At 68.9% G+C, this 26,126-nt stretch carries 17 protein-coding genes; 9 read left to right on the top strand and 8 right to left on the bottom strand.

What is annotated here, in order from left to right; all coding sequences use genetic code 11:
- Positions 1-88: 88 nt before the first annotated feature.
- Positions 89-634 (top strand): GNAT family N-acetyltransferase, encoded by a 546-nt coding sequence (locus AMIS_RS32555; protein WP_014446715.1) that lies wholly within the window; start codon positions 89-91, stop codon positions 632-634.
- A 71-nt stretch (positions 635-705) separates the two neighbouring features.
- Positions 706-1,497, top strand: coding sequence for an adenosylcobinamide amidohydrolase (locus tag AMIS_RS32550; protein WP_014446714.1), 792 nt, complete (start codon positions 706-708; stop codon positions 1,495-1,497).
- A gap of 12 nt (positions 1,498-1,509) precedes the next feature.
- Here AMIS_RS32550 and AMIS_RS43500 read toward each other — a convergent pair whose 3' ends face one another.
- A complete protein-coding gene (locus tag AMIS_RS43500; RefSeq protein ID WP_014446713.1) occupies positions 1,510-1,851 on the bottom strand; it encodes a molybdate ABC transporter substrate-binding protein in 342 nt (113 codons plus the stop codon).
- Positions 1,852-2,354: 503 nt separating this feature from the next.
- On the opposite strand from AMIS_RS43500, the gene AMIS_RS32540 reads away from it, so the two are divergent.
- Both AMIS_RS32540 and AMIS_RS32535 read left to right on the top strand, forming a co-directional pair.
- Positions 2,355-3,335: a class I SAM-dependent methyltransferase gene (locus AMIS_RS32540; protein ID WP_014446712.1), complete on the top strand. Its 981-nt coding sequence runs from the start codon at positions 2,355-2,357 to the stop codon at positions 3,333-3,335.
- A 292-nt stretch (positions 3,336-3,627) separates the two neighbouring features.
- On the top strand, positions 3,628-5,016 hold the full coding sequence (locus tag AMIS_RS32535) for an HNH endonuclease signature motif containing protein (protein ID WP_041830202.1): 1,389 nt from the start codon (positions 3,628-3,630) through the stop codon (positions 5,014-5,016).
- Positions 5,017-5,061: 45 nt separating this feature from the next.
- Here AMIS_RS32535 and AMIS_RS44385 read toward each other — a convergent pair whose 3' ends face one another.
- Positions 5,062-6,150: an aminoglycoside phosphotransferase family protein gene (locus tag AMIS_RS44385; RefSeq protein WP_014446710.1), complete on the bottom strand. Its 1,089-nt coding sequence runs from the start codon at positions 6,148-6,150 to the stop codon at positions 5,062-5,064.
- Positions 6,151-6,606: 456 nt separating this feature from the next.
- Here AMIS_RS44385 and AMIS_RS32525 point away from each other — a divergent pair, with 456 nt between their 5' ends.
- From AMIS_RS32525 to AMIS_RS32515, 3 genes are all read left to right on the top strand, one after another.
- Positions 6,607-7,821: an NAD(+)/NADH kinase gene (locus tag AMIS_RS32525; RefSeq protein WP_014446709.1), complete on the top strand. Its 1,215-nt coding sequence runs from the start codon at positions 6,607-6,609 to the stop codon at positions 7,819-7,821.
- A 117-nt stretch (positions 7,822-7,938) separates the two neighbouring features.
- Positions 7,939-9,597, top strand: a complete 1,659-nt coding sequence (locus tag AMIS_RS32520; RefSeq protein WP_014446708.1) for an FAD-dependent oxidoreductase — start codon at positions 7,939-7,941, stop codon at positions 9,595-9,597.
- Between the two features lie 193 nt (positions 9,598-9,790).
- Positions 9,791-11,407: an ATP-binding protein gene (locus AMIS_RS32515; RefSeq protein WP_014446707.1), complete on the top strand. Its 1,617-nt coding sequence runs from the start codon at positions 9,791-9,793 to the stop codon at positions 11,405-11,407.
- Positions 11,408-11,542: 135 nt separating this feature from the next.
- Here the strand turns inward: AMIS_RS32515 and AMIS_RS32510 are convergent, their stop codons facing one another.
- The 6 genes from AMIS_RS32510 to AMIS_RS43060 all read right to left on the bottom strand — a co-directional run bounded on the left by AMIS_RS32510 (position 11,543) and on the right by AMIS_RS43060 (position 21,830).
- Positions 11,543-12,043 (bottom strand): mycothiol transferase, encoded by a 501-nt coding sequence (locus AMIS_RS32510; RefSeq protein ID WP_014446706.1) that lies wholly within the window; start codon positions 12,041-12,043, stop codon positions 11,543-11,545.
- A gap of 95 nt (positions 12,044-12,138) precedes the next feature.
- Positions 12,139-13,266: a hypothetical protein gene (locus tag AMIS_RS32505; RefSeq protein ID WP_014446705.1), complete on the bottom strand. Its 1,128-nt coding sequence runs from the start codon at positions 13,264-13,266 to the stop codon at positions 12,139-12,141.
- A gap of 124 nt (positions 13,267-13,390) precedes the next feature.
- On the bottom strand, positions 13,391-14,710 hold the full coding sequence (locus tag AMIS_RS32500; protein ID WP_014446704.1) for an MFS transporter: 1,320 nt from the start codon (positions 14,708-14,710) through the stop codon (positions 13,391-13,393).
- A gap of 177 nt (positions 14,711-14,887) precedes the next feature.
- Positions 14,888-16,999, bottom strand: a complete 2,112-nt coding sequence (locus AMIS_RS41315; protein WP_083888742.1) for a S9 family peptidase — start codon at positions 16,997-16,999, stop codon at positions 14,888-14,890.
- Between the two features lie 12 nt (positions 17,000-17,011).
- Positions 17,012-18,844 (bottom strand): N-acetylglutaminylglutamine amidotransferase, encoded by a 1,833-nt coding sequence (locus AMIS_RS32490; RefSeq protein ID WP_014446702.1) that lies wholly within the window; start codon positions 18,842-18,844, stop codon positions 17,012-17,014.
- A gap of 112 nt (positions 18,845-18,956) precedes the next feature.
- Positions 18,957-21,830 carry a carboxylate--amine ligase/circularly permuted type 2 ATP-grasp protein gene (locus AMIS_RS43060; RefSeq protein ID WP_014446701.1) on the bottom strand — a complete coding sequence of 958 codons (2,874 nt, stop codon included), beginning with the start codon at positions 21,828-21,830 and terminating at the stop codon, positions 18,957-18,959.
- A 430-nt stretch (positions 21,831-22,260) separates the two neighbouring features.
- Here AMIS_RS43060 and AMIS_RS32475 point away from each other — a divergent pair, with 430 nt between their 5' ends.
- Positions 22,261-23,316: an NAD-dependent epimerase/dehydratase family protein gene (locus tag AMIS_RS32475; protein WP_014446700.1), complete on the top strand. Its 1,056-nt coding sequence runs from the start codon at positions 22,261-22,263 to the stop codon at positions 23,314-23,316.
- A 263-nt stretch (positions 23,317-23,579) separates the two neighbouring features.
- On the top strand, positions 23,580-26,060 hold the full coding sequence (locus AMIS_RS44760; RefSeq protein WP_014446699.1) for a SulP family inorganic anion transporter: 2,481 nt from the start codon (positions 23,580-23,582) through the stop codon (positions 26,058-26,060).
- Positions 26,061-26,126: the final 66 nt, after the last annotated feature.

Genomic DNA, 26,126 nt, shown 5'->3' with positions numbered 1-26,126 from the left:
GGTTGCACTCGGTTACCAGTGCTCGGGGGTCCCGGTGCTCGGGGTGCCGGTGCTCGGGTGCCGGTGCCCTGTTCTTTAGTCTGCCCGGGTGTTCTCTATTGATCTCGGCGACGGTGCTCAGCTGCGGCCGCTCGAACCCTGGCAGGCCGAAGAGTTCCTCGCGCACATGGACCGGGCCCGGGACCTCGTGGACCCGTGGATCCCGTGGGCCAGCATCAGCACCGATCTGGCGACCGCGACCGCGACGCTGCAGCGCTATGCCGACAAGCAGGCCGCCGACACCGGGCGTCTCTTCGGGATCTGGCATCAGGGGACACTGGTCGGGGGCACCATGTTCGTGGCCTTCGACGCGGTGTCCGGGAACTGTGAGATCGGCTGCTGGCTGGAGCCGGCCGGCACCGGTCACGGGCTGGTCACCAAGGCGGTCCGGGTGCTGATCGACTGGGCGTTCCGGACGCGGGGGATGCAGCGGGTGGAGTGGCACTGCGATCCGCGGAACGGGGCCAGTTCCAATGTCGCGCGGCGGCTCGGGATGGAACTTGAGGGGACGCTGCGTTCCGCGTACCCATGGAAAGGCACCCGCCGGGACACCGAGATCTGGGCCATCCTTGCTGGTGATTGGGTTGCTGAGTAGTTGAGGGCTGGGGCGTGAATGAGGGCTGGGGCGTAATTGAGGGCTGGGGCGCTGAGTAGTTGAGTTCGATCATGTTGCCGGAGCCGTCCCTCTCCCTTCGCCGGGAGGACGGGCGGGATGTGCCGCTGCTGGTGTGGCGATTTCCGGAGCCGCTGCTCGCGGTGTCGACTGCTGTTCACGGCGGCGGGGTGGGGCCGCGGGAGTGGCTGGTCAACGCGAGCGTGCCGATGTCGTACTCCCGGCCGGATCCGGACGCGCACCTTCGTGAGATCGCCGTCGAGGCCGGTCTGGACGGGCCCGGGATCGGGCTGATGACCGGGGTGGACGTCGCGGATGTCGTGTCCGCCCGTGCCGGTGTCCTTCGGCGGGACGGCGTTCTTGGACGGGACGGCGTTCTTAGAGAGGACGGTGTTCTTAGAGGGGACGGTGGGGTTCAGGTCTGGGCAACGGTGGGGCTGGGCGCTCCGATCGCGGCCGCTGATCCGTCCGCCGAGGGGTTCGAGCACCCTGCTCCGGGTCCGGGGACCCACCCTGCTCCGGGGACCCACCCTGCTCCGGGAACCGTCAACATCGTGGTTTGGGTGCCGCAGCGGCTCGCGGACGGCGCGCTGATCAATGCGGTGGCCACCGCTACGGAGGCGAAAGCGCAGGCGATCGCCGAGCTGGGTCTTGCAGCGACCGGGACGGCCACCGATGCGGTCGTCGTGCTGTGCCCGCTGGACGGGCCGGTTGCGGCTTACGGCGGTCCGCGGTCGCTGTGGGGTGCGCCGATGGCCCGGGCGGTGCATCGGGCCGTGCTCGACGGCGGGGCGGTGAACCTGGCGACCGGCCGGTCGTGGTCCGATCGGCATGATCAGAAGTAGCCGATTTCATGATCAGGGCCTGAGCACTCCGGTGTCCGTGAGGATCCGCTGGGCCGCTCCCTCATGTAAGTAGTCGACGAAGAGCGCCGCGTTCGTCGGATCCGCGGACTTCTCCAGCACGGCGACGCTCAGGCGGCCGCCGGCGAACGTCTCCGGCTTGCCATGAACGGCCACGTCGCTCAGGGTCCGAGCATCATCCGTGACGAGCACGTCCCCCGGCTCGCCGCCGGCTGCCTGCCGGGTCAGGCTTCCACTTCCGGCGTACGTCATGAGCACCTCTACCTGCGGATTCCGGGCCTGAAAATCCTCACGGATCGTGTCGAACGCTTCAGTCAGGGAGGTGGAGGCGAGCACTCTGATCTGGCCGAGTGCCTCGGGAGCGAGGCTGGTTGCGGGGTTGCTGCTCGTAGTGCTGGTGCTTTCGTCAGCGTTGCGGCTGTTTGGTCCGTCTCCAGTTGGTGCTGTTGCGCAGCCGCCGAGGACGAGAGTAGCTAGGACAAAAGTGGATAGGACGAAAGTGGATAGGACGAAAGTGGCTAGGAAAGGGAGCAGTCTGGTCGATTTCACCCTGGCGCCTCCTGTCTGCAGGGGGTCTGACGGTCGGGTGCTGCTTTCGGTGCCACTCGTGGCTGAATCTTCTGTGGGCGATCCTGCTGTGGGGCGATCCTGCTGGGGGGCTGATCCTGCTGTGAGGCTGAATCTTCTAGCGGGCTGATTCTCTTGCCGGCTGACTCTTTGCTGGGCGGCCGCTCAAGGCTGTCGCTCTGTGGGCGGCATCCCGTGCGGGTGACGAAACGGCATAAAGCGCTCCCCGTTAGGGCGTTGCGCACGTCACTCGTACCCCGCATGCTGGGGGCGTGCCAGACCGCATCGCTGAAGTTACCGCCCTGCTCGCCGAGGTGCTGGCACCGCGCGCCCCGCTCACCGTGATCGTCGACGGGGGTGATCCCGGCGCGGCGGCCGTGTTCGCCTCCCGTCTTGCCGCGGCGTTCCCGTCCGCATCGCGCGCCTGGAGCATCGACGCCGTGCTGGGCCTGACCGGTCCCGGCGGGGGAGCTTCGGACTCGGCGCTCAACGTGCTGGAACCGGCGACCGACCGTGTCCTCGTCTTCCTCCGGGGCGGGCCCCGCCACCGGTTCGCCGAGGGCGACGGTGAGCGGCGCGCCCAAGTCGTGATCGACAACCGCGACCCGGAGTGGCCGGTCATCCGGCAGATCGATCCGGACCTCGCTGAGCCCGACCGGTGGTACCTCTCCGAGGGCCGCGCCTTCTTCGCCGCGAAGGCCGCCGATTGGGACAGCAAGTTCGGCGATGACATGCCGCGGTATGCGGAAGCCGTCCGGCTGGCCGGAGTTCAGCCCGGTCATGTCGTTCTCGACATCGGCTGCGGCACCGGCCGCGCGTTGCCGGCGCTCGCTGCAGCCGCCGGCCCGACCGGGCGTGTGGTCGGTCTCGACTTCACTCCCGACATGCTGGACGCCGCCCGCAAAGCCGGGCGCGACGAGTGCGCCACCCTGCTACTGGGCGATGCTCGCCGTCTCCCCGTCGCTGACGCGGCGGCCGACGTGCTCTTCGCTGCCGGTCTGGTCCACCATCTTCCGGACCCGGCGGCGGGCCTCGCCGAACTCGCCCGGGTCACTCGGCCCGGTGGCACGCTGGCGATCTTCCACCCGACTGGCCGCGCGCAACTGGCGGCCCGGCACGGGCGGACGCTGCGCCCGGGCGAGCCGATGAGCAGTGAGCGGCTCGGTCCGCTGCTGGACGGGTCAGGGTGGGCGTTGCAGAGCTATGAGGACGTGCCGGATCGGTTCCTGGCGCTCGCTACCCGCTGTTCCTGAGCCCTCGCCGAAGTTGCTCTCGGCGGATCAATCTCGCCGGGTCACTCTGGCCGGGTCACTCTGGCCGGGTCACTCTGGTCGGGTCAACATCGCCGGGTCAATCTGGCCGGGTCAATCTCGCCGGGTCAATCTCGCGGGATGTGATCCCACCGGATTGACCCCCTCGGACACCCCCGCGCCAGCACGGCGTTTGGTTTGGGTGATTTGGGCGAGGGTTCAGGTTCTGTGGAAGAGGGCTTAACGCGGCTTCGGGCGTACGGGATTGTCGTACGTGTGTTCGAAGATTGTGGGCATGAAGGAGTTCGTGGCTCAGTTGACCACCGCGGCGGCGGAGTGTGGCGCCACGCCGATGTGGCCGCTGTCAGAGGATGATCTCCTGGCCTTCCTGGATGCGGTTCACAGTGCCGAGCAGATGCTGCGAGCAGCCAAGGCGCATGCGGTTCGTGAGATCGAGGGGCGGGGGATTCCCGCCACCCAGCAGGCGCCCACGCCGGCCGCCTGGCTGCGGAACCGTCTGCGGATCAGCGCCGGCGCAGCCGCCGGCCTGCTGCGGCAGGCGCGGCTGCTCGATGCCGACCCGGCGCTGAATGAGGCTCTCACCGGTGGCCGGGTGAACACTGATCAGCTTGATGTCATCGCCCGGGTGCTCAAGACGCTGCCGACGGGTCTGGACGCGCCGACCCGTGCAGAGGCTACGGCGACCCTGATCGAGTGGGCGCCCGACCTGGAGCCGGTCCAGCTGGGCTACGCGGGTCGGCGCATTCTGGAGCATGTGGCGCCCGAGGTGGTGGACGCGGCCGACGAAGCCGCGCTGCGCAGGGCCGAGCGCGATGCGTACGAGCAGCGGTTCCTCACGTTGAGCCCGCTCGGTGACGGCCGGGTCCGTGTGCGCGGCATGCTCGATGCCGAAGCCGCGGCCGTCGTCACCGCTGCGATCGATCCGCTCTGCCGACCGGCCGGAGCCGCTGCCGAGCTCGCGGAGGGCGGCACGGCGCGGACTCCCGGGCAGCGCCGCGCCGACGCCCTGACCGACGTGTGCCGGCTGGTCCTCGCCGGCGGTGAGCTCCCCGCCAACGGTGGTGACCGTCCTCAGATGGTCGTGACCGTCGGATTCGACGCGCTGAAGCAGCGGCTCGCCGGCGGGGACTGCGACACCGGCGAGCCGCTCTCACCGGCGACGGTGCGCAAGCTGGCGTGTGACGCCATGGTCCTGCCGCTGGTTCTCGGCGGAGCAGGTCAGGTGCTCGACGCGGGTCGCAACCGACGCCTGGTGACCGGACCGTTGCGGCGCGCGCTGGTTGCCCGCGACCGTGGCTGCACGTTCCCCGGCTGCGATCGTCCCGCCCGCTGGTGCGAAGCCCACCACGTGGTTCCGTGGTTCGAGGGCGGCCCCACCTCGCTGGACAATCTGGCGCTGCTCTGCGCGCATCACCATCACACCATCCACGGCGATCTCCATGGCGATCCTCAGGGAGATCTACAGGGAGACGTAGAGGGAGATGGTGCCGGTAACCAGAGTGGTTGGCAGGTGACGATGGGGCCGGACGGCCATCCGGAGTATCGACCGCCGGCATGGGTTGATCCCGAACGAGCGCCTCGAACCAATCCCTACCACCGAACCAATCCTCCTCATCGACCCGATCCCCACCATCGGCCCAATCCTTACCCTCGGCGAAACTGAGGGTTGCCGGCATGATTTCGGCAGCCGTGCGTCTCGCGCTTGGCGTCAGCGGAGCGTTGCGAGGTGCTTCAACTCGGCGGTCAGCAGCGTGGTGAGGAAGTCGTGACGCTCGCCGGTCGGCGGGATGCCACGGCTCGGCGCCTCGGTGATCATCAGGACGTAAAGATGGATGCGATAGAGGGCCAGCCGGATGCGGGCACTCGTGTCCCAGGGTTCCGTCCGGGCGTAACCGGCGAGGAACGGATGGTCAGGCTCATCTTCGATGCGCCGGAACAGCGCCGGAGACACGAAGTCCAGTAACGGGTCGCCATAGAGGTAGCGCTCGCCGTCGACTATGCCTGCGAGGGCTGTGCCGCCGAGGGCTGTGCCGGCGCGGACTGTGCCCTCGAGAGCTGTGCCCCCGAGAACTGTGCCGACGGGAACTGTGCCGGCGGGAACTGTGCCGGCGAGTGAGCCGGGCGGCGTGCGGTCCGCGGGGCCCGTCGGCGGGGCTTCCGGCGCGACGAGCACGTTGCCGTCCCAGAGGTCGAAGTGCAGCAGAGCGGGACGGGTCACCGCGGAGAGCACGTCGTGGTGCCGGCTCACCACCCCGTCGAGCGGCGGAAGTGGCACGTTCCAGAGATCCGCGTCCGCGCGCAGGGACTCGACCATCGCGTCGAAGGCGGTCGGCCAGTCCGTGCCGGCTGCCCGGTCGCCGGTGTAGCCGAAGCGGGTGCCGGTGATGGCGTGCACCTTCGCGACGGCTGCGCCGAGCTGCCGCCGGGCTTCGGGCGAGTCACCCTCGGTGAGCGGGCGGCCGGGCAGCAGGGTCGTGATCACCCATTGCGGCTCGCTGCCGGCTGGAGAGGTGGCCAGGACTTCCGGCACCGGTACGGTCGGTGCGTGCTTGCGGACCAGCCTGAAGTACTCGGCTTCGGCGGGGAGCAGGCCTTGCTCGTACCCAAGAAGGCGAGCCGCCGGCGGAGGTCCCACCTTGACCACCGCCTGTCGGCCGTCGCGGAGGGTGACTCGCCATACGGTGGCGAAGCTGCCACCGGCCAGTTCGGCGCCGTCGATGACGGTCGTGTCGAGGCCGGCGCGAACCAGCGCGGCGATGTCGTCGAGCGTGAGCGATCGCTGAGTCGGGCTGCGCATGACGAGTATTGAACCCAACGCGCGCACCGAACCCGAAGCGTGCACTGAACCCGAAGCGCGTACCGAACTCGAAGCGCGTACCGAACTCGAAGCGCGCACTGGACCCGAGCGCCCACCGAACTGAAGCGCGCACTGAACCTGAAGCGGGCACCGAACCCGAAGGGCGTACCGAACCCCAAGGGACTTCCGATGCCTAAGCGCGCAGCGAAGTCGAGCGCGCACTGAATGTGGGTTTTCGTGAACTCGGGCGCCGGCCGAACGGGTGGAATGCGTGGCTCGGAGCGTGCGATGAGCCCATAGCGCGGCTGTCCCTAAACGGGCATCGCGGCGAAAAGGCGCAAGAGACGGCGAAGCGGGCTGGGAGCGTGTGCGCCGCCACGGTTGGGACTGTCGCCGAAGCGGGAACGGCGTGCGAGGCTGCATAGGGTTGGAAGAGAGCGGGGAGCAGCCGTGGGAATGGTCAAAGTCGTGGGTCTCGTGCTGCATCCGCGCCGTGACTGTGGTTCGGCGGTCGACGCCATCGTGAACTGGGCGGCCGAGCGGGGTGTCACCGTGCTCGGGCTGCCGGACGAGATCACCCGGATCGCGTGCAGCGCGGTGCCGGTGCCGGCGGAGGAGATGGTGGAGCGGGCCGGCCTGCTGGTCAGTCTCGGCGGCGACGGGACCATGCTGCGGACGATGCGACTCGTCGAAGGGCGCAAGACTCCGGTGCTCGGCGTCAATGTCGGACGGCTCGGATTCCTCGCCGAGGTGGACCTTCCGGACCTGGGTGACGCGCTGTCATCGATTGACGAACATCGGTACACGGTGGAGTCGCGGACCGCGGTGCGGACCACGCTGCCGGACGGTCGCGAGGTGTCCGCGTTCAACGACGTCGCTCTCGTCCGGGTGCCGGGGCACGGACTCGCCGCGGTCGGGATCCGAGTCGAGGGCCGTGGATTCGTCAACTACGCGGCGGACGCGGTGATCGTCTCCACGCCGACCGGCTCGACCGCCTACAGCTTCTCGGCCGGTGGTCCGATCGTCTCGCCGAACGTGGAGGCACTGATCGTCAGCGCCGCCGCTGCGCACTCGTCGTTCAACCGTTCCCTCGTCCTGGACACTTCCGAGCACCTCGCTCTCGACGTGCTGCCGACCAGCGGCCGGCTCGCGATCGAGGTCGACGGCATCATCGAGGGGTATGCGGAGCCCGGGACGCGCCTGGAGATCCGGCCGGTGCCCGCAGCGGCACAGGTGATCCGATTCGGGCGTACCTCGTTCTACGAGCGGGCGCGCCGCAAGCTGCGAGTCGAAGGCAGCGCTCAGGTCGGTGCGCCGGATCAGGGTGACGCGGTCGTCGTGGACAGCTTCGAACTGCAGCGGTACGAGGTGCTCCTCGGTGGCGAGGTCGCCGGGGTGCTGCACTACCGGCGTCACGGCGACCGGGTCGAGCTGTTGCACACCGAGGTTGACCAGGCCTTTTCCGGGCGGGGACTGGCGGGGCGTCTGGCTGCGGCCGCGTTGAAGGATGCCCGGGCGCGGTCGACCCCGGTCGTCGTCACGTGCCCCTTCGTGGCCTCTTACCTGGAACGCCACCCGGAGCTCACCGACATCGTAAAGGCCGGCACCGCGGATGCCAGCCTTGCCGATGCCAGCCGCGCGGAGACCGACGCTGCTGGACCGGTCTCCTAGAGCCGGTCCTAGAGCCTGCCTCCTAGAGCCTGCCTCCTAGAGCCGGCACACCCGATCCACCGACCCGAGCCGACACCGTAGAAACTCCCGGACTCACCCAGAGCTGAGGTACTGAACATGGGCCAGCCCGCGATCCTCACCGTCGACGACGATCCCTCGGTCTCCCGTGCCATCGCACGCGACCTGCGCCGCCGTTACGGCGACCAGTACCGGGTCATCCGGGCCTCCTCCGCGTCCGAAGCCCTCGACGTGCTGCGGGAACTGAAGCTGCGTGGCGGACGGGTCGCTGTGATGCTCGCCGACTACCGGATGCCCCAGATGAACGGCATCGAGTTCCTCGAGCAGGCCATGGATCTGTTTCCGCACGCGCGCCGGGCACTGCTCACCGCGTACGCGGACACGGACGCCGCGATTCAGGCGATCAACGTGGTCGACGTCGACCACTACCTGCTCAAGCCGTGGGATCCGCCGGAGGAGAAGCTGTACCCGGTCCTCGATGCGCTGCTCGACGCATGGCAGGCGACCGGCGACACCGAACTCCCGGATATCCGAGTTGTCGGTCACCGGTGGAGTGAGCCGTCGTACCAGATCCGGGATTTTCTGGCGCGCAACCTGGTCCCGTACAAATATTTCGGCGCCGATGAGCCGGAGGGGCGCCGCCTGCTGGAGGCGGCAGAGGTCGGGCCGGAATCGGTCCCTCTCGTGGTCACCGCTGATGGGCGGGCGCTGTCCCGGCCGACCGTGCAGCAGGTTGCCGAGGCCGCCGGGCTCTCCACCACGCCGGGACGCGACTTCTACGACTTGATCATCGTGGGTGGCGGTCCTGCCGGTCTGGGCGCCGCTGTCTACGGCGGCTCCGAAGGGCTCAAGACGCTGCTGGTGGAGCGGCAGGCGGTCGGCGGGCAGGCCGGGCAGAGTTCCAGGATCGAGAACTATCTCGGCTTCCCCGACGGGATCTCCGGCGCCCAGCTCACCGAACGCGCGCGGCGGCAGGCCGACAAGTTCGCGGCGGAGACGCTCAACACCCGTGAGGTGGTCGGGCTCCGGGCCGACGGCTCCGCGCGGACGCTGACCCTCGCTGACGGCCGGGAGATCTCCGCGCACGCGGTGCTGCTCGCCACCGGCGTCTCCTACCGGCCGCTGCTGGCCGAGGGCGTCGCCGGGCTGACCGGTTCGGGCGTGTTCTACGGCTCGGCGTCCACCGAGGGGCCGGCCTGTGCCGGGACCGACGTCTACATCGTCGGCGGGGCGAACTCTGCCGGGCAGGCAGCGCTTTTCTTCGCCAAGTACGCCCGGAAGGTCACCCTGCTGGTGCGCGGTGATTCGCTGGAGAGCTCGATGTCCTACTACCTGATCCAGCAGCTCGCTCAGATCGAGAACATCGAGGTGCGTACCCGATGTGAGGTGATCGGCGCGCACGGCGAAGGGCACCTGCAGGCGATCACCATCTGTGACAGCAAGGACGGTACCAAGGCCACCGTGGAGTGCGGTTACCTCTTCGTGTTCATCGGGGCGGAGCCGCGTACCGACTGGCTCGGGGACATCGTGGCCCGCGACCAGAAGGGCTTCATCCGCACCGGGCCGGACCTCGTCGCGAACGGGGATCGTCCGCGGGGATGGGATCGGGACCGGGATCCGTTCTACTTGGAGAGCAGTGTCCCCGGCATCTTCGCCGCCGGTGACGTCCGGGCCAACTCGATCAAGCGGGTGGCTTCGGCGGTCGGCGAGGGAGCGATGGCGGTGGCGCTGGTTCACCGTTACCTGGAGGCCCAGTGATTCCGGAGTTGGGCGCGAGCCCGGTAGCTGTGGGGACGCGTCGTATGGGCAGGAGCGCGGCAGCCGGTACTGGACCAGCCGGTGCAGGACCAATCGGTTCGGGGCCAGCCGGTACTGGGCCAGCCGGTTCAGGGCCAGCCGGATCAGGGGCAGTCGGTGCAGGAGCGCAATCAGCATGGGAGCGCGGTAAGTCATGACTACGGAGACAGAAGAGATCCGGCTCGAACCGTGTGAGCCCGGTGCGCTCACCCCGGAAGAACTGCGCACCCTGTTCCTCTTCGAGAAGCTGACCGGTGACCAGCTGACCTGGCTCGCCGAGCACGGCTGCACCATGCGCGTGCCCGCCGGTGGTCTGGTGCTGCGCGAGGGCGACCCCGCCGAGTCGTTCTTCGTGCTGCTCAGCGGGACGGTGGCACTCACCCGGCGGGTCGGCCAGGACGAGGTTCAGACGACCCGGACCGAGCAGCGTGGCGTCTACATGGGAGCGACCCAGGCCTACCTGCGCGACGATGGAGTTCCGCGTAAGTACATGGCGTCGATGCGGGCGCTCTCCGACAGCGAGTTCTTCATGCTGTCCGCCGAGGACTTCGGCTGGATGATGCGCGAGTGGTTCCCGATGGCGATCCACCTGCTGGAGGGCCTGACGCTGGGGATGCGGAGCACCCAGGCAGCGATCGGGGAACGGCAGCGGCTGGCGGCGCTCGGCGCGCTGTCGGCGGGCCTCATGCACGAACTCAACAATCCGGCCGCGGCCGCAGCCCGGGCCACCGGAGCGCTGCGGCAGCGTGTCGCCGCGATGCGGATGAAGCTCGGCAAGCTCGCCGCCGGCAAGGTCGCCCCGGAGCGGCTTACCGCGTTGCTCGAACTCCAGGAAGAAGTCATCGAACGGGCCGCCAAGGCGCCGGTGCTGACCGCGATGCAGACCGCCGACCTGGAGGACGAACTCGGCGACTGGATGGAGGAGCGCAAAATCACCGGTGCGTGGGACGTCGCGCCGGTGTTCGCTCAGGGCGGCATCGACACCGCGTGCCTCTCCGAGATCGAGCAGCGACTCGCCCCGCAAGCTGCGGGCTCCCAGGCGGCGGGGTCCCAGACTGCGGGGTCTCGGGCGGCAGGGTCCCAGGCTGCGGGGTCTCAGGCTGGAGGGTCTCAGGCGGCAGGACCCCAGGCTGGAGGGCTTCACGCGGGGGAGCCTCAAGCGACTGTGGGGGAGTTGCTCGACCAGGCAATCCACTGGATCGGGTACGCGCTCGAGACGGAACAGCTGATGACCGACATCGAGGACGCCACTGGTCGGGTGTCCTCACTGGTGTCGGCCGCCAAGCAGTACTCGCACCTGGACCGGGCCGCACACCAGTGGATCGACGTGCACGGTGGCCTCGACAGCACTCTGGTCATGCTCTCCCACAAGGTCGGCGAGGGCGTGCGGGTGGTCAAGGAGTACGACCGTACGCTGCCGCAGATCCCGGCACACCCGGCGGAACTGAACCAGGTGTGGACCAACCTGATCGACAACGCGGTGCATGCGATGGGCGGGCAGGGGACGCTCACCATCCGGACGTATCGCGAGGACGAGCATGTCGTGGTGTCGGTCGCGGACACCGGTCCTGGGATGCCGCCGGAGGTGCGTAAGCGGGTGTTCGAGCCCTTCTTCACCACGAAACCGGTGGGCGAGGGGACCGGCCTGGGGCTGGACATCTCGTACCGGATCGTGGTGAACGGGCACGGCGGGGACATCTCCGTGGAGTCTCAGCCGGGTGACACGAAGTTCCTGGTCAGGTTGCCGCTGGCCGAGCCTGCTTCAGCGTGAGTCAGTCCGCTCCGGCGGGTAGCAGAGGGCCTCTCTCACCGGAGGCTCTCTCACCGGAAGCTCTCTCACCGGAGGCCCTTTACACCGGAGGCCATTCACCACAAGCCCTTCACCGGAACTTCGTTGGAAGGCCTCTTATAGGAGACCTCGGACGTAGGCCGCCTGACCGGCATGCTGGGCGTCGTCGTCGATGATGCTGACGAGGCGGACGCCCAGCGTGACCGGCGGGTCCCACTTCTCGTCGATCACCCGGTCCAGGTCGGCGGGGGAGAGATTCTGGAGAAATTCCCGCGTACGGGCGTGCACCGCACCGTAGTAATCGGCCAGCACCCGCCAGCTCTGCGGCGTCACGGCGGCGACCTGCTGGGGCGAGTGGCCGTAGCCGCTGTCCGACGGATCCGCCTTGAGACCGAATCGCGGTGCCCAGTCACCGGTGAGGTAGACCTGGTCGGCTTCGAGCAGTTCGGCGACGTGGTCGTCCTGGACGCGGGTGAGGTGCCAGACCAGCCAGCCGATCGGGTTCGCGCCGGGCTTGGGCGTCCAGCGGAGCTGCTCCGGCGTGAGGTCACGAACGGCGGTGTCGACGAGTTCGGGGAGACGGCCGTGCGCTTCGATCAGGATGTCCTTGGCGTCCATGGTCAGTGAGTGCCTTCCTGAGTGGGTTCCCGCTGCTGACGATCACATTGTCCGGTGTGCTGTACCCCGCGGGCGCTCAGCTACCCGACGCCCGGTTACGGCGATTCGCCGCTGACACCCTGATTCGACGATCCCTGATCCGCAGAACCCTCGTTGCCTGAGCCTTCCTTCCCGGAACCCGTGCCCGTTCCGTCGCCGGAGGTCGGGCCGGTGTCTGGAGCGGTGGTCGAATCCGGCGCGGGGTCGGTGCCGCCCGTCGGCTCGGTTGTCCCCGGCTGCTGATTGCCTGTCTGCGGATCCTGGGTGCCGGGCTCCTGCGTTCCAGGGTCCTGGGTGTTCGAGTCTCCGGTGTTGGAATCGCTGGTCTTGGAATCGCTGGTGTCTGAGTCTCCGGTGTCTGAATCGCTGGTGTCTGAGTCTCCGGTGTCCTTTTGATCTGCCGGGGTCTTGTTCTCGGTGTCGTCGGTCTTTGAGGAGTCACCGCCGTTCCCGATCAGGTGGGACACGGTGGGGCGGCTGCCGTTGCCGCCTCGGGTGGCGTCGGCGACTGACTTGCCGGCGATCAGTTCTGCCGTGGTCAGCGCGCCCATCGCCAGTACGAACAGCGCGCCGGCTACCAGGCCCACGCGCTTCCAGCGGATCTGCCGGCTCTCCCCGGACGGCGGCGTCTGAGCGGCGGCCACCTCAGGTGTACCGACGGCGGCCGGAGCCGTTATGAAGGCGGACTGCAGCTTCTTGGTGCCGCGATCCAGGTAACGGTGGTAGATCTCCGTGCCGATCGAGCTGATCAGGCTCGCCACCGCGGCACCGATGAGCGTGCCCGCGACGCCGAGGAAGGATCCGACCACGGCGGCGGAAACGGCAGCCAGAGTGCCGGCGATGGTCTTCGGGACGTCGATGCCCGACCAGATCCGAGCCTCGGAGCCATCCGCCAGCGGGGACTGCTGCGTGGGCTGGGCCTGCTGGGTGAACTGGGCGTGCTGCGTAGGTGCGGCATGCTCGGAGGACTGGGCATATCCCGAGGGCTCAGCACGCTCCGGAAACGCGACTCGATCGGTCAGGACGGCGTGCTCGTGCAGGGCGGCTTGACCGTGCAGGGCGGTTCGTTCCTGCGGGGCGACTCGATCGGGCGGGGCGGTTTGATCGGGCAGGGCGGTTTGATCGGGCAGGGCGGCTCGCCCCTGCAGGGTGGCGCGGTCGGGAACGTGGACGCGGTCGGTCATTTCCCTCCTCCGAGGACGTCAGGGGTGTCAGGACCAGCTTCTGGCCTTTACCGCCCGTCCCCGGACTAAACCTCTCCCCGCGCCGCCCGCCGGGAGGCATCAGCCGCCCTCGAACGCGTCGGACTCACCGCTGACGCGCCAGCTCCCGCCGCTCGGCAAGGACCTTCAGCAGCGGGCGGATCACGATGCCTTCCTCCTGCTCCATCTTCTGGCGGGCCAGCCGCCGGGTCCGCAGGATGCCCAGAACACCGATCGCCGCGACGGCGAACTGCACCGACATCGCCACCCGGAAATCGTCGATGTGATAGTCCGCACTTCCCCCGGTACGGGCGTCCAGGATCAACCCGATCAACAGGATGGTGAGCAGCGACGCCACGAACCCGCCCACGTTCACGACGCCGGTCGCGGTGCCGAGGCGGCTCGGCGGGTTGAACGTCCGCGCGTAGTCGAAGCCGATCATCGATCCCGGACCGCCGAGGCCGAGCGCGACGACGAGCAGCACGAGCAGCGGCATCGGGGCCTGACCGGGCCAGGCGATGACGAGCGCCCACGCGCCCATGTTCGCGGCGACGACTCCGAGCACCAGCAGTGAACGGCGCAACGGGTACCGCTGGGTGAGCATGCCGAGCACCGGCCCGGACGCCATGCCGGTGAGCACGAACAGGATCAGCAGCGAGCTGGCGGCGCTACGGCTCAGTCCTTCGCCGGCGATCAGGAACGGCACGCCCCACATGAGCGCGAAGACCGTACCGGTGAATTGGGTCGTGAAATGCGTCCACAGCCCGAGTCGGGTGCCGGGGTGCCGCCACGCGCTGCTCAGATCGGAGCTGAGCCGTTGCCAGGTGACGGCGCTGCCGCTGTTCATCCGGCGTTCCGGTGTGTCGTGCAGGGCGGCGAACGCGACGAGCGCGACGAACACGCCGGCGCCGGCGGCGCCGACGAACGCGGTGGTCCAGCCCGGACCGGCGAGCAGGGCAGCAAGGGGTACGGCGGAAAGCAGCTGACCGATCTGGCCCACGATGCCGGTCACCTGGGTGAGCACGGGCACCCGCCGTGCGGGGAACCAGTGCGGCACCAGACGCAGCACGCTGATGAACGTCATGGCGTCGCCCGCGCCGACCAGCACCCGCGCGACGACGGCGCCGGTCATGTCGTCGGTGAAGGCCATCAGGGACTGCCCGGCCGCCATCAACAGCGCGCCGGAGAGCACCAGCCGCAGTGATCCGAATCGGTCCAGCAGCATGCCGACGGGGATCTGCAGGCCGGCGTAGACGAGCAGTTGCAACACCGCGAAGGTGGCGAGCGCGCTCGCGCCGATGTCGAACCGGTGCTGCGCGTCCAGCCCGGCCACGCCGAGCGAGGTGCGATGCAGGACGGCGATGACGTAGGCGGCGAGTCCGGCGGACCACACCGCCCAGGCCCGGGTTTCGGGACGCAGGGGCATGATTCGCCTTCCGTAACGGGATACGTGCCCGTCAAGCCTTTCTCGCCGCCAGCCACACAGCAACGTGCGTTTGTTCACTGCCCTGATAACTAAGATCCAAGTAACCAGGCTCAAGTAACTAAGGCCCAAGTAACCAAGGCTCAAGTAACCAAGGCTCAAGTAACTAAACCCGGGTGCTCAAGCGGCCGCCCGCACCAGATGCTCGTCGAGCCACTCCAGCACCACCCGCAGATATTCCGCCCGGGACGACCGGTGCAACAGCTCGTGTCCCTCGTCCGGGAAGAGCAGGTACCGATGCTCCACCCCGCGAGCCGCCAGAGCCGCCACCACCTGCTCGGCCTCGATCACCGGAACATTGCTGTCGTTCTCCCCGTGAACCACGAGCAGCGGCGCCCGCAACTGATCGATCCGCTTGATAGGCGACAGATCCCGCAACAGGTCCGCGTCATGCACCGGATCCCCGTACTTGCTGACCGCCGCCGCGGCGATCCACGGCTCGGTGTGCTCGTAAAAAGTCTCAAAATTGGACATGCCGCACACATCAACCCCGACCGAGAACAGCGAGGGGAACGTGGTGAGCGCCGCCAGCGTGAGATATCCGCCGTAGGAGCGCCCCATGCACCCGACCGCCCCGGCCACACCGATCTTCCGCAGGTGCTCCACGCAGGTCCGCACGTCCTCCACGGCCGCGTACCGCCGGTCTCCGTTGTCCGCGTCGACGAAGCTCCGCCCGAACCCCGACGACCCCCGCACATTGGGCGCGAAGACGGCGATGCCCCGGTTGACGAGCGACTGGAAGAGCGGCCCGTGCCCCGGCCGTTCCTGAGCCTCGGGCCCACCGTGCAACCAGATCACAGTCGGATAGGGCTCAGCAGGATCAGACGCAGCGGGATCAGACGCAGCGGGATCAGACGCAGCGGGATCAGACACAGCCGGATCAGACACAGCCGGATCAGATACAGCCGGATCAGATACAGCCGGATCAGACACGGCTAGATCAGACACAGCCGGCCCGGAACCCGCAGGGCGTGGACGGAACAACCATCCGGTCAGCGTCACCCCGTCATGCGCCGAAAAGATCTCCAGCGTCGGCCGTACCGCATCGGGCGACGCCGCCTCCGCGGACACCGCCTGTACCTGGCCCGTCTCCCGCGACCACACCCAGACACCGTGCGGCTGCCCCGGCCCCTCCGCCGTGAACGCCAGCGTCGACCCGTCGAAACTCCACGCGAGCTCACCGATCACCAGACCCGGCAGCGGCGCGATCAGCCGCGGCACGCGATCCCCGTCGTGGTCCAGGCCGATCAGCGCGACCTCCGACTCACCGCCGCGCACGTTCCACAAAACCGCGGAGGTACGGCCATCGGCCGTCACCGCGAAGTTCTCGACCTCCCCGGGAGACGTGCCGACCGGCTGGTTGCCACGCAAGGCCGACCTGACGCCGCCGCCCGAGTCGGTGGTCCCTCCCGAAGCCGACCCGGGCCCTTCCCCGGTCAGCGCCTCCACCGCGTCCCCGTCGACCCGGAGCAGCACCGGCAGCTCACCGTCCTGACTGAGCGCGTACACGCACCCGCCGCCGGGGCTGAACACCGCCCGCTCCCCGCGCGTCACCGGCTTCTCGATGCCACTGGAGAGTTCCCGCAGGACGATGTCCCGGCTGCCGCGCGGCCCGTACCGGAGAAGCGCGAAGCGCCCCGCCGGGTCCACGTCGAGGAGCGCGAGAAGGTCGCCCTGCGCGATCACCGTGCGGGTCTCCGCGACCACGTCGACGAGCACTGCCGTGGTGAGGTTCTCGGTGAGCGCGAGGACCGGCCGCCCGGGCAGCCACCGCATGTTGTCCGCGGTGTCCGTCCCGAAGCCGCCGACCTGGTGCAGATCGGTGCCGTCCGGCCGGACCAGCCACACTTCGTGCCGTGGCGCGCCACCGGGGGTGATCTCGCAGGCGAGCCAGCCACCGCCGGACGACCAGCGCACCGCGGCGACCGGTTCCGGCCCGGTGTCGACGCGGAACGTCAGCTCACTGCCGACCGGCTGCACCCAGACTGCCGGGACGCCACCGCGGTCCGAGACGTAGGCCATGTGCCGCCCGTCGGGGGAGAGCGCCGGCGACCAGTTGCCGGCGACCTCCGATTCGGCGGGTTGCGAGTTGACCGGTTGAAGCCGGGCCTGATGAGACCCGGCCTCACCGGATGGAGCCGGCGAATCGGCCCGGGAGGACCGGGACCCGGGGGAGCCGCTCCACCCTTCCGGCAGCACGGTCACGTCGGCACGGCGGAGCTGACCACCCACTAAGAAATCTCCTCAGATCCCGTTTTCCTGCAACCACATCTCCAGCAGCGCGAGCTGCCACAACTGGTTCGCCCCGAGCGTCGTGCGCGGCGTGTTCGGGTCGGCGAGCAGCGCGTCCACGTACTCGGTCCGGAACAGGCCCCGGTCCCGCGCGGCCCGCGCATGCAGCGCGTCGCGCACCTTCTCCAGCATCGGGCCTTCGAGATGCCGGATGCCGGGCACCGGGAAGTACCCCTTCGGCCGGTCGATGACCTCGTCGGGAACGAGGCCGCGGGCCGCGTCCTTGAGCACCCCCTTGCCGTCCTGCGCCAACTTCACCTCGGGCGGGCAGGCCGCCGCGAGTTCCACCAACTCGTGATCCAGGAACGGTACGCGCGCTTCCAGGCCCCACGCCATAGTCATGTTGTCCACCCGTTTGACCGGGTCGTCGACGAGCATCACCTGTGAGTCGAGGCGCAGTGCCGCATCGACGGCCGTGGTCGCCCCCGGTCGTCCGAAGCTCGCCCGGACGAACGCCAGCGAGGGATCATTCTCGGCCAGCCACTCGGGGTTGAGCTGGCCCGCCAACTCGCTGTGAGGCCTGTCGAAGAACTCCTTCGCGTACGCCTCGACGGCCCTGTCCCGGGGCACGCCGCCGAGGGGCGGATACCAGCTGTAGCCGGCGAAGATCTCGTCCGCACCCTGTCCCGATTGTACGACCTTGACCTGCTTCGCCACGTCCTCACTGAGAAGGTTGAACGCGATGCAGTCGTGGCTGACCATCGGTTCGCTCATCGCGGCCACGGTCCGCTCCACGGCCGGCAGGAAACGGTCCTGTCCGATACGGATCTGGTGGTGCTCGGTGCCGAACTTCGCCGCGATCAGGTTGGAGTACTCGAACTCGTCGCCGCTCTCCCCGCCGGCCGCCTCGAACCCGATGCTGAACGTGGTCAGGCCGGTCTGCCCCTGCTCGGCGAGCAGCGCCACGATGAAACTGGAGTCCAGGCCGCCGGAGAGCAGCACGCCGACGGGAACGTCGGCGACCATCCGCCGTTCCACGGCCAGCCTCAGCCTGTCGCGCACCGCTTCTGCCCACTCAGCTTCGGCCCACTCAGCTTCTGCCCACTCGCCCTTACTGAGCGATGGGGTACGGGTGAAGCTCGCCTCCCAGTACACCCGCTCCGTGGATGTCCCGTCCGCACGGATCACTCGCACGGTGGCCGGCGGCAGCTTCCGCACCCCGTTGATGATGGTCCGCGGCGCGGGGACCACCGAGTGGAACGTCATGTAGTGGTGCAGCGCCACCTTGTCGATGCTGGTGTCAATGTGATCCTCGGCCGGCCCGCCCCCTGTCGACCGGCCGGCCGCCAGCAGAGCCGGGAGCGTCGACGCGAACCGCAACCGTCCCGGCGTCTCGGCCAGGTAGAGCGGCTTGATCCCGAGACGGTCCCGGGCCAGCGTGACGGTCCCGCTGGCGTGCTCGGCGATCGCGAACGCGAACATGCCCAGGAAGTGCGTGACACAGTCGGCGCCCCAGCGGTGGTACGCCTTCAGGATCACCTCCGTGTCCGACGTGGAGAAGAACGTGTAGCCGTACCCCTGGAGCTCTTCTCGCAGCTGCCGGTAGTTGTAGATGCACCCGTTGAAGACCACGGTGAGCCCGAGCCGCTCATCCGTCATCGGCTGCGCGCCGTTCTCGGACAGGTCGATGATTTTCAGTCTCCGGTGACCGAACGCCACCCGCTCTCGCGCCCACAACCCGTCGCCGTCCGGGCCCCGCGATTCGAGGCACGGCAGCATCCGGCGGACCGCGTCAGTGTCCGCGGCCCGGTCGCCGAAAACCAGCTCGCCGGCGATCCCGCACATGTAACAACCTCCCTGTTGAAACCGTTCTGTTTGAGAAAGAAAACTCAGCCCAATAACCCAGTCAGCCCAATAACCCAGTCAGCCCAATAACCCAGTCAGCCCAGCAACCCAGTCAGCCCAACAACCAGGTGTCCTTCGACCCGCCGCCCCGCGAGGAATTGACGATCATGCTTCCCGCCGGGGCCACCCGGGTCAGCGCCGCCGGCGCGACGGTGGAGTGCTTGCCGGTGAACACGAATGCCCGCAGGTCCACGTGCCGCGGTGCGAGCCGGTGACCGTCGAAGACCGGATGCGTGGAGAGCTGCACCAGCTCCTGAGCCACCCACCGGTGCGGCGCCGTCTGGATCTGCCGGCGCAGCGCGTCCAGCTCGTCGGCGGTGGCGTGCGGTCCGATCACGATCCGGTCGCCGCCGTACCCGTCGACCGGCTTGCAGACCAGCTCGTCCAGGCGGGACAGCACCTCCACCCGCTGGTCGGGCAGTCCGCAGAGGTAGGTACGCACGTCGGCCAGGATCGGCTTCTCGCCCAGGTAGTACTCGATCATCCGGGGCACGTAGGCGTACACCGCCTTGTCGTCGGCGATGCCGTTGCCCAGGGCGTTCGCCAGCACGACGGTGTCGGCGTGCAGCGCGGACACCAGGCTCGGCCCGAGCGGCATCCCGTCCGCGCCGGGGGAGTGCACCAGGCTGTCCTCGCCCATCCGCAGATAGATCACGTCGACCGGGTAGCGGTGGCCGTCCCGCAGGCGCCACACTCGCGGCCCCCTGCGGCCGCTGTTCACCCCAAGCCCATTCACACCAAGCCCATTCACCCCGAACCCATTCACCCCGGGCCCTTCGTCCACGAAGAGTTCGGTGCTGCGGACCACGGGCACCTCCATGGCCTCGGCGAGCATCTTGTGCTCGAACCACGCCGAGTCGTCCGGCCCCTGGCTGAGCACCACGAGATGCGGATCGTCGCCGGCGGCCGGGCCGGCCGCTTCGAGCAGTGCCCGCTTCAGCAGCTTGGGCGTCTCCTCGACGGACACCAGGCCGGCCGGGCGGGGCAGCTCGGGCAGGACACTCCAGGTCAGACGGCGGTTCTGCATCGCATAGGCGATTCCGGACGGCACCCGCAGGTTGTCCTCCAGGACGCGCCACTCACCCGTCGTCGAGTCCTTCACCAGGTCGACGCCGGCCACCTGGGTGCGCACCGCGCGGCGCCGGATCAGCGCGCCGCTCGCCCGCAGCTCCGGCGACCCGTTGACCACCCATTCCGGGATGACCCCGTCGCTCACGATCTGGCGTTCGCCGTACACGTCGGTGAGGAACGCGTCGAGCGCCTGCACCCGCTGGGTGAGACCGGTCCGCAGGTGTCCCCAGTCCGCGGCCGGCACGATCCGCGGCACCAGGTCGAACGGGAACAGCCGGGTAGCTGCCTCGCCGGCCACGCTGAACGTGATCCCGCGGGCCCGCTGCTCGTCGTCCCGCTTGTCCTCCCGCTGCCGCAGACCGCTCGCTCCGAGCGCGGTGAGCACCGGCAGCATCCCCGCGTAGGCCGGTTCCACCCGCCCGTCCGGGAACGCCTCGTCCCCGGCTGCCCCGTATGCCTCCAGGCTCGGCGCATCGGGCAGCACTCCGGACAGCCCAGCACTGGCGGGAGCCGCCCCGCCGTTCCAGGAGGTTTCCCCGCGGGTCTCGCTGACCAGCATGTCCACCACGTCGGCGAGCCGGCCGCGACGGCCCAGCGCGCGACGCTGCCGCGCGGCCGAGCTGCCCCGGCTCAGCGCCCGCAGCGACAGGTCGTAGACCTGTTCCCAGTCGCCGAGTTCCTCCAGTTGCGGCCGCAGTTCGCCGATCAGGCGCTCGACCGCCACCCCGGCCGGCACCGGAACGGGGGAGCGCGGCAGATCGAGCAGGTCACCCTCCAGCCCGGACCGGGCGGCCCGCCACATCGCGGCCCGGTGCAGCGGCGGCCGAACGGGCGGTATCGGCCCACCAGCACCGTTCAGCAGCGGATCGTTCAGCAGCGGGCCGTTCAGCCGCGGGTCGTTCAGCCGCGGGTCGTTCAGCAGAGCGCCGTTCGGGACAGCGCCGCCAAGCAGTGCACCGTTGGGCAGTGCACCGTTGGGGAGGGCGCCGTCCAGGGAAGCACTGTTCAGATAGGCCCGGTGCTGCTGCTGCGCTCGCAACACCAGCGCACGGAAAAGGCCGGCGATCAGCACGACCGTCTCCACGTCCGAGCTGGCGTCGGTGACCCGCAGCTCCACGGTCGGCACGTGCGCCGACGGCCGGACGTCGAAGTAGACCATTTTCGGGTCGCTGATCGTCCCGGACGCGATCAGATCGCTGACCAGCTCCTCGTGCTCGGCCGCGGAGTGCAGCGGCCCGCTGTCGCCGGCGGTCGGCCAGCGCATCCACACCAGGGAGCGGACACTGGCGTACCCGGAGTCCTCGCCCATCCAGTAGGGCGAGCTGGCGGAGAGCGCGAGCAGCACCGGCAGTACCGGCGTGACCCGCTGCGCGACAGCGACGGCCTCGTCCCGGTCCGGCACGCCGACGTGCACCTGCGCGCCGCAGATCAGCTGTTCCCTCACCAGCATCTGGTACTCGTGGAGCATCCTCTGGTATCGGCTCGTCGGCGTCACCGGCAGCCGGTCCAGGTCGACCAGCGGTACGGTCCCGGCGGCGACCAGGCCCAATCCGAGCGATTCGGCCACGGTGATCGCCGATCGCCGCCGCTCGATGATGCCGGCCCGCAGACCGTCCAGCGTGTCGCTCACCGGGGTGTTGGTCTCCACGACGGACCGGTGCAGTTCGGCCGAGAAGTGCGCGGCATCCAGGCGGTCCAGGATCTCCGGAGCCTGGGGTACGAGTTCGCGCGTCCCCAGGTCGACGACGTGGAGTTCCTCCTCCACCCCGAGGGTCAAAGCCTGCTTTCCGGACTTATCGGTCTTCTCGGATCCAGCAGCAGCGTGGGGGATGGCTGCCTGAAGGGATTCCGTCATCGACGCCTCCGCATGAGTTCCGGCAAAAGGGTTCGTATCCGCCGGAGCTTTCCCATTTGATGTAGCGAATCTGTGACGTGCCCGTTTCACGCGCCGGTCAAGCATCAAGACCGACTACGTCACGCGTTCGCCGAGTACCCGGCCGCGGCACCGGTCGGGACATCAGCCCCGACATCGGCCCCGACATCGGCCCCGACATCGGCCCCGACATCGGCCCCGACATCGGCCCCGACATCGGCCGCCACGCGGGTCACTACCCTGGGCGTCATCACCGACCGGCTCGTCCGCGGGAAGCCGGCCCTGTGTAACCTCGGCCGGTGGCGCCCCACATCCAACGGAGGTCCTGATGAGCAGCGGTTCGACTGGCAGTGTTGGTTCGACTGGCAGTGTTGGTTCGACCGGCAGTGCTGGTTCGACGGGCAGTGTTGTTGTGATCACCGGATCGGCCGGCCTGATCGGGTCCGAGGCGGTCCGGCACTTCGCCGCGCTCGGCATGGACGTGGTCGGCGTCGACAACGACATGCGCGGCTACTTCTTCGGCGCCGACGGTTCCACCAAGTGGAACCTGGAGCGGCTCACCAAGGAGGTCGGCGCCCGGTACACGCACCACGTCGTCGACATCCGGGACCGGGACGGCCTGGACAAGCTCTTCGCCGGCCTCGGTAGGAACATCGGCCTGGTGATTCACGCGGCCGCGCAGCCGAGCCACGACTGGGCCGCCCGCGAGCCGTTCACCGACTTCGACGTCAACGCGGTCGGCACGATCAACATGCTCGAGGCGACCCGCCGGCACGCGATCGACGCGCCGTTCATCTTCACCTCGACCAACAAGGTCTACGGCGACCTGCCGAACTCGCTGCCCCTGATCGAGCAGGACACCCGCTGGGAGCTGCCCGCCGACCACAAGTGGTACGACGGCATCGACGAGACCATGTCGATCGACCAGTGCCTGCACTCCGTCTTCGGCGCCTCCAAGGTCGCCGCGGATGTGATGGTTCAGGAGTACGGCCGCTACTTCGACATGCCCACCGCGGTGTTTCGTGGCGGCACGCTGACCGGGCCGGGGCACTCCGCGGCGGAACTGCACGGCTTCCTGGCGTACGTGATGCGCTGTGTCATGGAGCAGCGCCTGTACCGGATCTTCGGATACAAGGGCAAGCAGGTCCGCGACGCGATCCACTCCAGTGACCTGGTCTCCGCGTTCGAGGCGTTCCACAAGGCGCCCCGGGTCGCCGAGGTCTACAACATGGGTGGCGGCCGCACGTCGAACTGCAGCGTTCTGGAGGCGTTCCAGATCGCCTCGTCGATCGCGGGTGTCGAGGCGAAGACCGAGTACGTCCCGGAGAACCGGGTCGGCGACCACCAGTGGTGGATCAGCAGCACGGCCCGGTTCGAGGAGCACTACCCGGACTGGAAGGTCAAGTACGACGTCCCGATGATCCTTCGCGACATGTACGAGTCGAACAAGGATGTCTGGAAGGCCTGACGTCTGATCTTTCTCATCATGCTGGCTCCCGTGTCCAACGGGGGCCAGTTTTGTTTTCGCGGCATCCCCGCGACCGAGCGGAAGACTTCCGGCCTGAGCGCCCGTGAGGCGCAGATCCTCCGGTCTGGGACCGCCGGACCGCAGTCGCCATGATCCACAGTTTGCTGAGATCTGGCTGAGTGCCAGGCGGCAGTTTGCTGTGTTTTGCAGGTAAGGGCCAGTTGCGTAATGACCCGTTAACCATTATTCGGTATTTTGCTGAAATGTCCGACTTGACGCAACTGTTGCGCCGGGACTTGCCGGCGTCCATCGTCGTGTTCCTGATCGCCATCCCGCTGTCGCTCGGTATCGCTGCGGCATCGGGGGCCCCGCTCTTGGCGGGGTTGGTCGCCGCGGTTGTCGGCGGCATTGTCGCCGGTGCCCTCGGCGGCGCTCCGTTACAGGTCAGCGGCCCCGCTGCCGGCCTGACCGTGATCGTGGCCGGGACCGTGGCCAACTTCGGGTTCGCCGGCACAGCCGCGATCGTCGCGGTTGCCGGGCTCATCCAGATCATCCTTGGCGCGTCCCGGATGGGCCGCGCCGCCCTCGCCCTGTCACCGGCCGTCGTGCACGGCATGCTCGCCGGCATCGGCCTGGTCATCGCGCTCAGCCAGATCCACGTCATGCTGGGCGGCGCTCCACAGAGCTCCGCCTGGCAGAACCTGCGGGAACTACCCACCCAGATCGCCGAGCACCACGGTGTCGCGGCCATGCTCGGCGCGTTCACCGTGGCGATCCTGATCCTCTGGCCCCGACTCGAGAAAATTCTGCACGTGAAGTTGTCCCTGCTCCCCGCCGCCCTGGTGGCGGTGGTGTCGATGACGGCGCTGGCCTCCGTGATCGGCGCCGACGTGGAGCGGGTGAACCTGCCGGACGAGCCGCTCGCCGGTCTGATCCGGCCGGCCTGGCCGGACGCGCCGCTGCGGGAGATCCTCGTGGCGGTGGTGACGATCGCGCTGGTGGCCAGCGTGGAGTCGCTGCTCTCGGCGGTGGCCGTGGACCGGATGCACGACGGTCCACGCGCCAACCTGAACCGGGAGCTGGTCGGGCAGGGTGCCGCGAACACGGTGTCCGGCCTGCTCGGCGGCCTGCCGGTCACCGGAGTGATCGTGCGCAGCTCGACGAACGTGGCGGCCGGGGCGCGTACCCGAGCATCGGCCATCATGCACGGCGTCTGGATCGCGGCGTTCGTGCTGTTCTTCGCCGGCCTGCTGGAGACGATCCCGATGGCGGTGCTCGCCGCGGTGCTCATCGTGGTCGGGTTGCGCCTGGTCAGCCTCGCCCAGATCCGCACCTACGCCCGGCACCGGGAGCTTCCGACCTACCTGGTCACGCTGCTGGGCGTGGTGCTCACCGATCTCCTGACCGGTGTCGCGCTGGGCATGATCACGGCTGCCGTGATGATCCTCTGGCGGCTCACCCGATGTGAGATCCGCCGGGTCCAGCAGGGGCCGGGTCAGTGGCAGGTCACGATCACCGGCACCCTGTCGTTCGTCGAGTCCGCACGGCTCATCCGCGAGCTGGGCGCGCTGCCGCCGGCCGCCGAGGTCGAACTGGAGCTGCACCTGGACTACCTGGATCACGGCGCCTTCGAGACTGTCCGGGACTGGCGCGAGGGCTACGAGCGCACCGGTGGCCGGGTGCGGATCCGGGAGGTGCACGACTCCTGGTTCCGTCAGGGCACGTCCGGGCGGCTGGGCAGCGGCAAGCGCACGCCGGGGCTGACCCGGGCGGGCCTGGTCGGTTCCTGGTCGCGCTGGCAAGGCATGGACCACCAGCGCCGGGACGCCATGGCGGCCGGGATCGCGGAGTTCGAGCGCGCGGTCGCGCCGCTGGTCCGCCCGCATCTCGCCGACCTGGCGAGGGACGGGCAGCGCCCGGAGCAGCTCTTCATCACCTGCGCCGACTCGCGTCTCGTTCCCAACCTGATCACCGCGAGTGGCCCGGGTGACCTGTTCTGCGTGCGCAACGTGGGCAACATCGTCCCGCCCCACGATGAGAAAGACACGGGCCAGAGAGACACGGGCCAGACTGACACGGGCCAGACTGACACGGGCAAGACTGACACGGGCAAGACTGACACGGGCAAGACTGACACGGGCAAGACTGACACGGGCAAGACTGATTCGGGCAAGACTGACGCGGGCGGCCCTGACTCCTCGGTGGGCGCGGCGATCGAGTACGCCGTCGACGTCCTCGGGGTCACCACGATCACCGTCTGCGGCCACTCCGGCTGCGGCGCGGTGCGCGCGATCATGGGTAACGCCGCCGAGAAGGGGACGGACCTGGGCGACTGGCTCGCGCTGTCCGGGGTGCGCTTCTCCGACTCCACCGACGAGCAGCGCTGCTGCACCGACAACGTGACGCAGCAGCTCGCGAACCTGCGGACCTACCCGACGGTTCGCGCCGCCGAGGCGGCCGGCCGGTTGCGCCTCACCGGGATGTACTTCGACCTGGCCGAGGCCCGCATGTACGAGGTGGATCCTGACCTGGGCGCGCGCCCGGTGACGGCACCGGGTGAAAACACTACCCAGCCCGGCGCCAATGCGGAGAACCCGGTGAAGCCCCGCCACCCGGGCGACCCGGAGCCCACATCTACGAGAGACCGTGATCATGACAATCGTGATCATGACAACGGTGAACATGACAACCGTGAACATGACAACCGTGAGGACGACGACCGCCTGACCGGGGCAGCCGCCTGATCCCGCCCGAGACGCTCTGACGGAGAGAGCAGTGGGGGCCCGCGCCGGCTCGGCGCGGGCCCCACC

Origin of the sequence: Actinoplanes missouriensis 431, from assembly GCF_000284295.1 — a bacterium.
GTDB lineage: Bacteria > Actinomycetota > Actinomycetes > Mycobacteriales > Micromonosporaceae > Actinoplanes > Actinoplanes missouriensis.
Note: the sequence above shows the minus strand (reverse complement) of the source record. Positions and strands in the feature narration are given on the sequence as shown.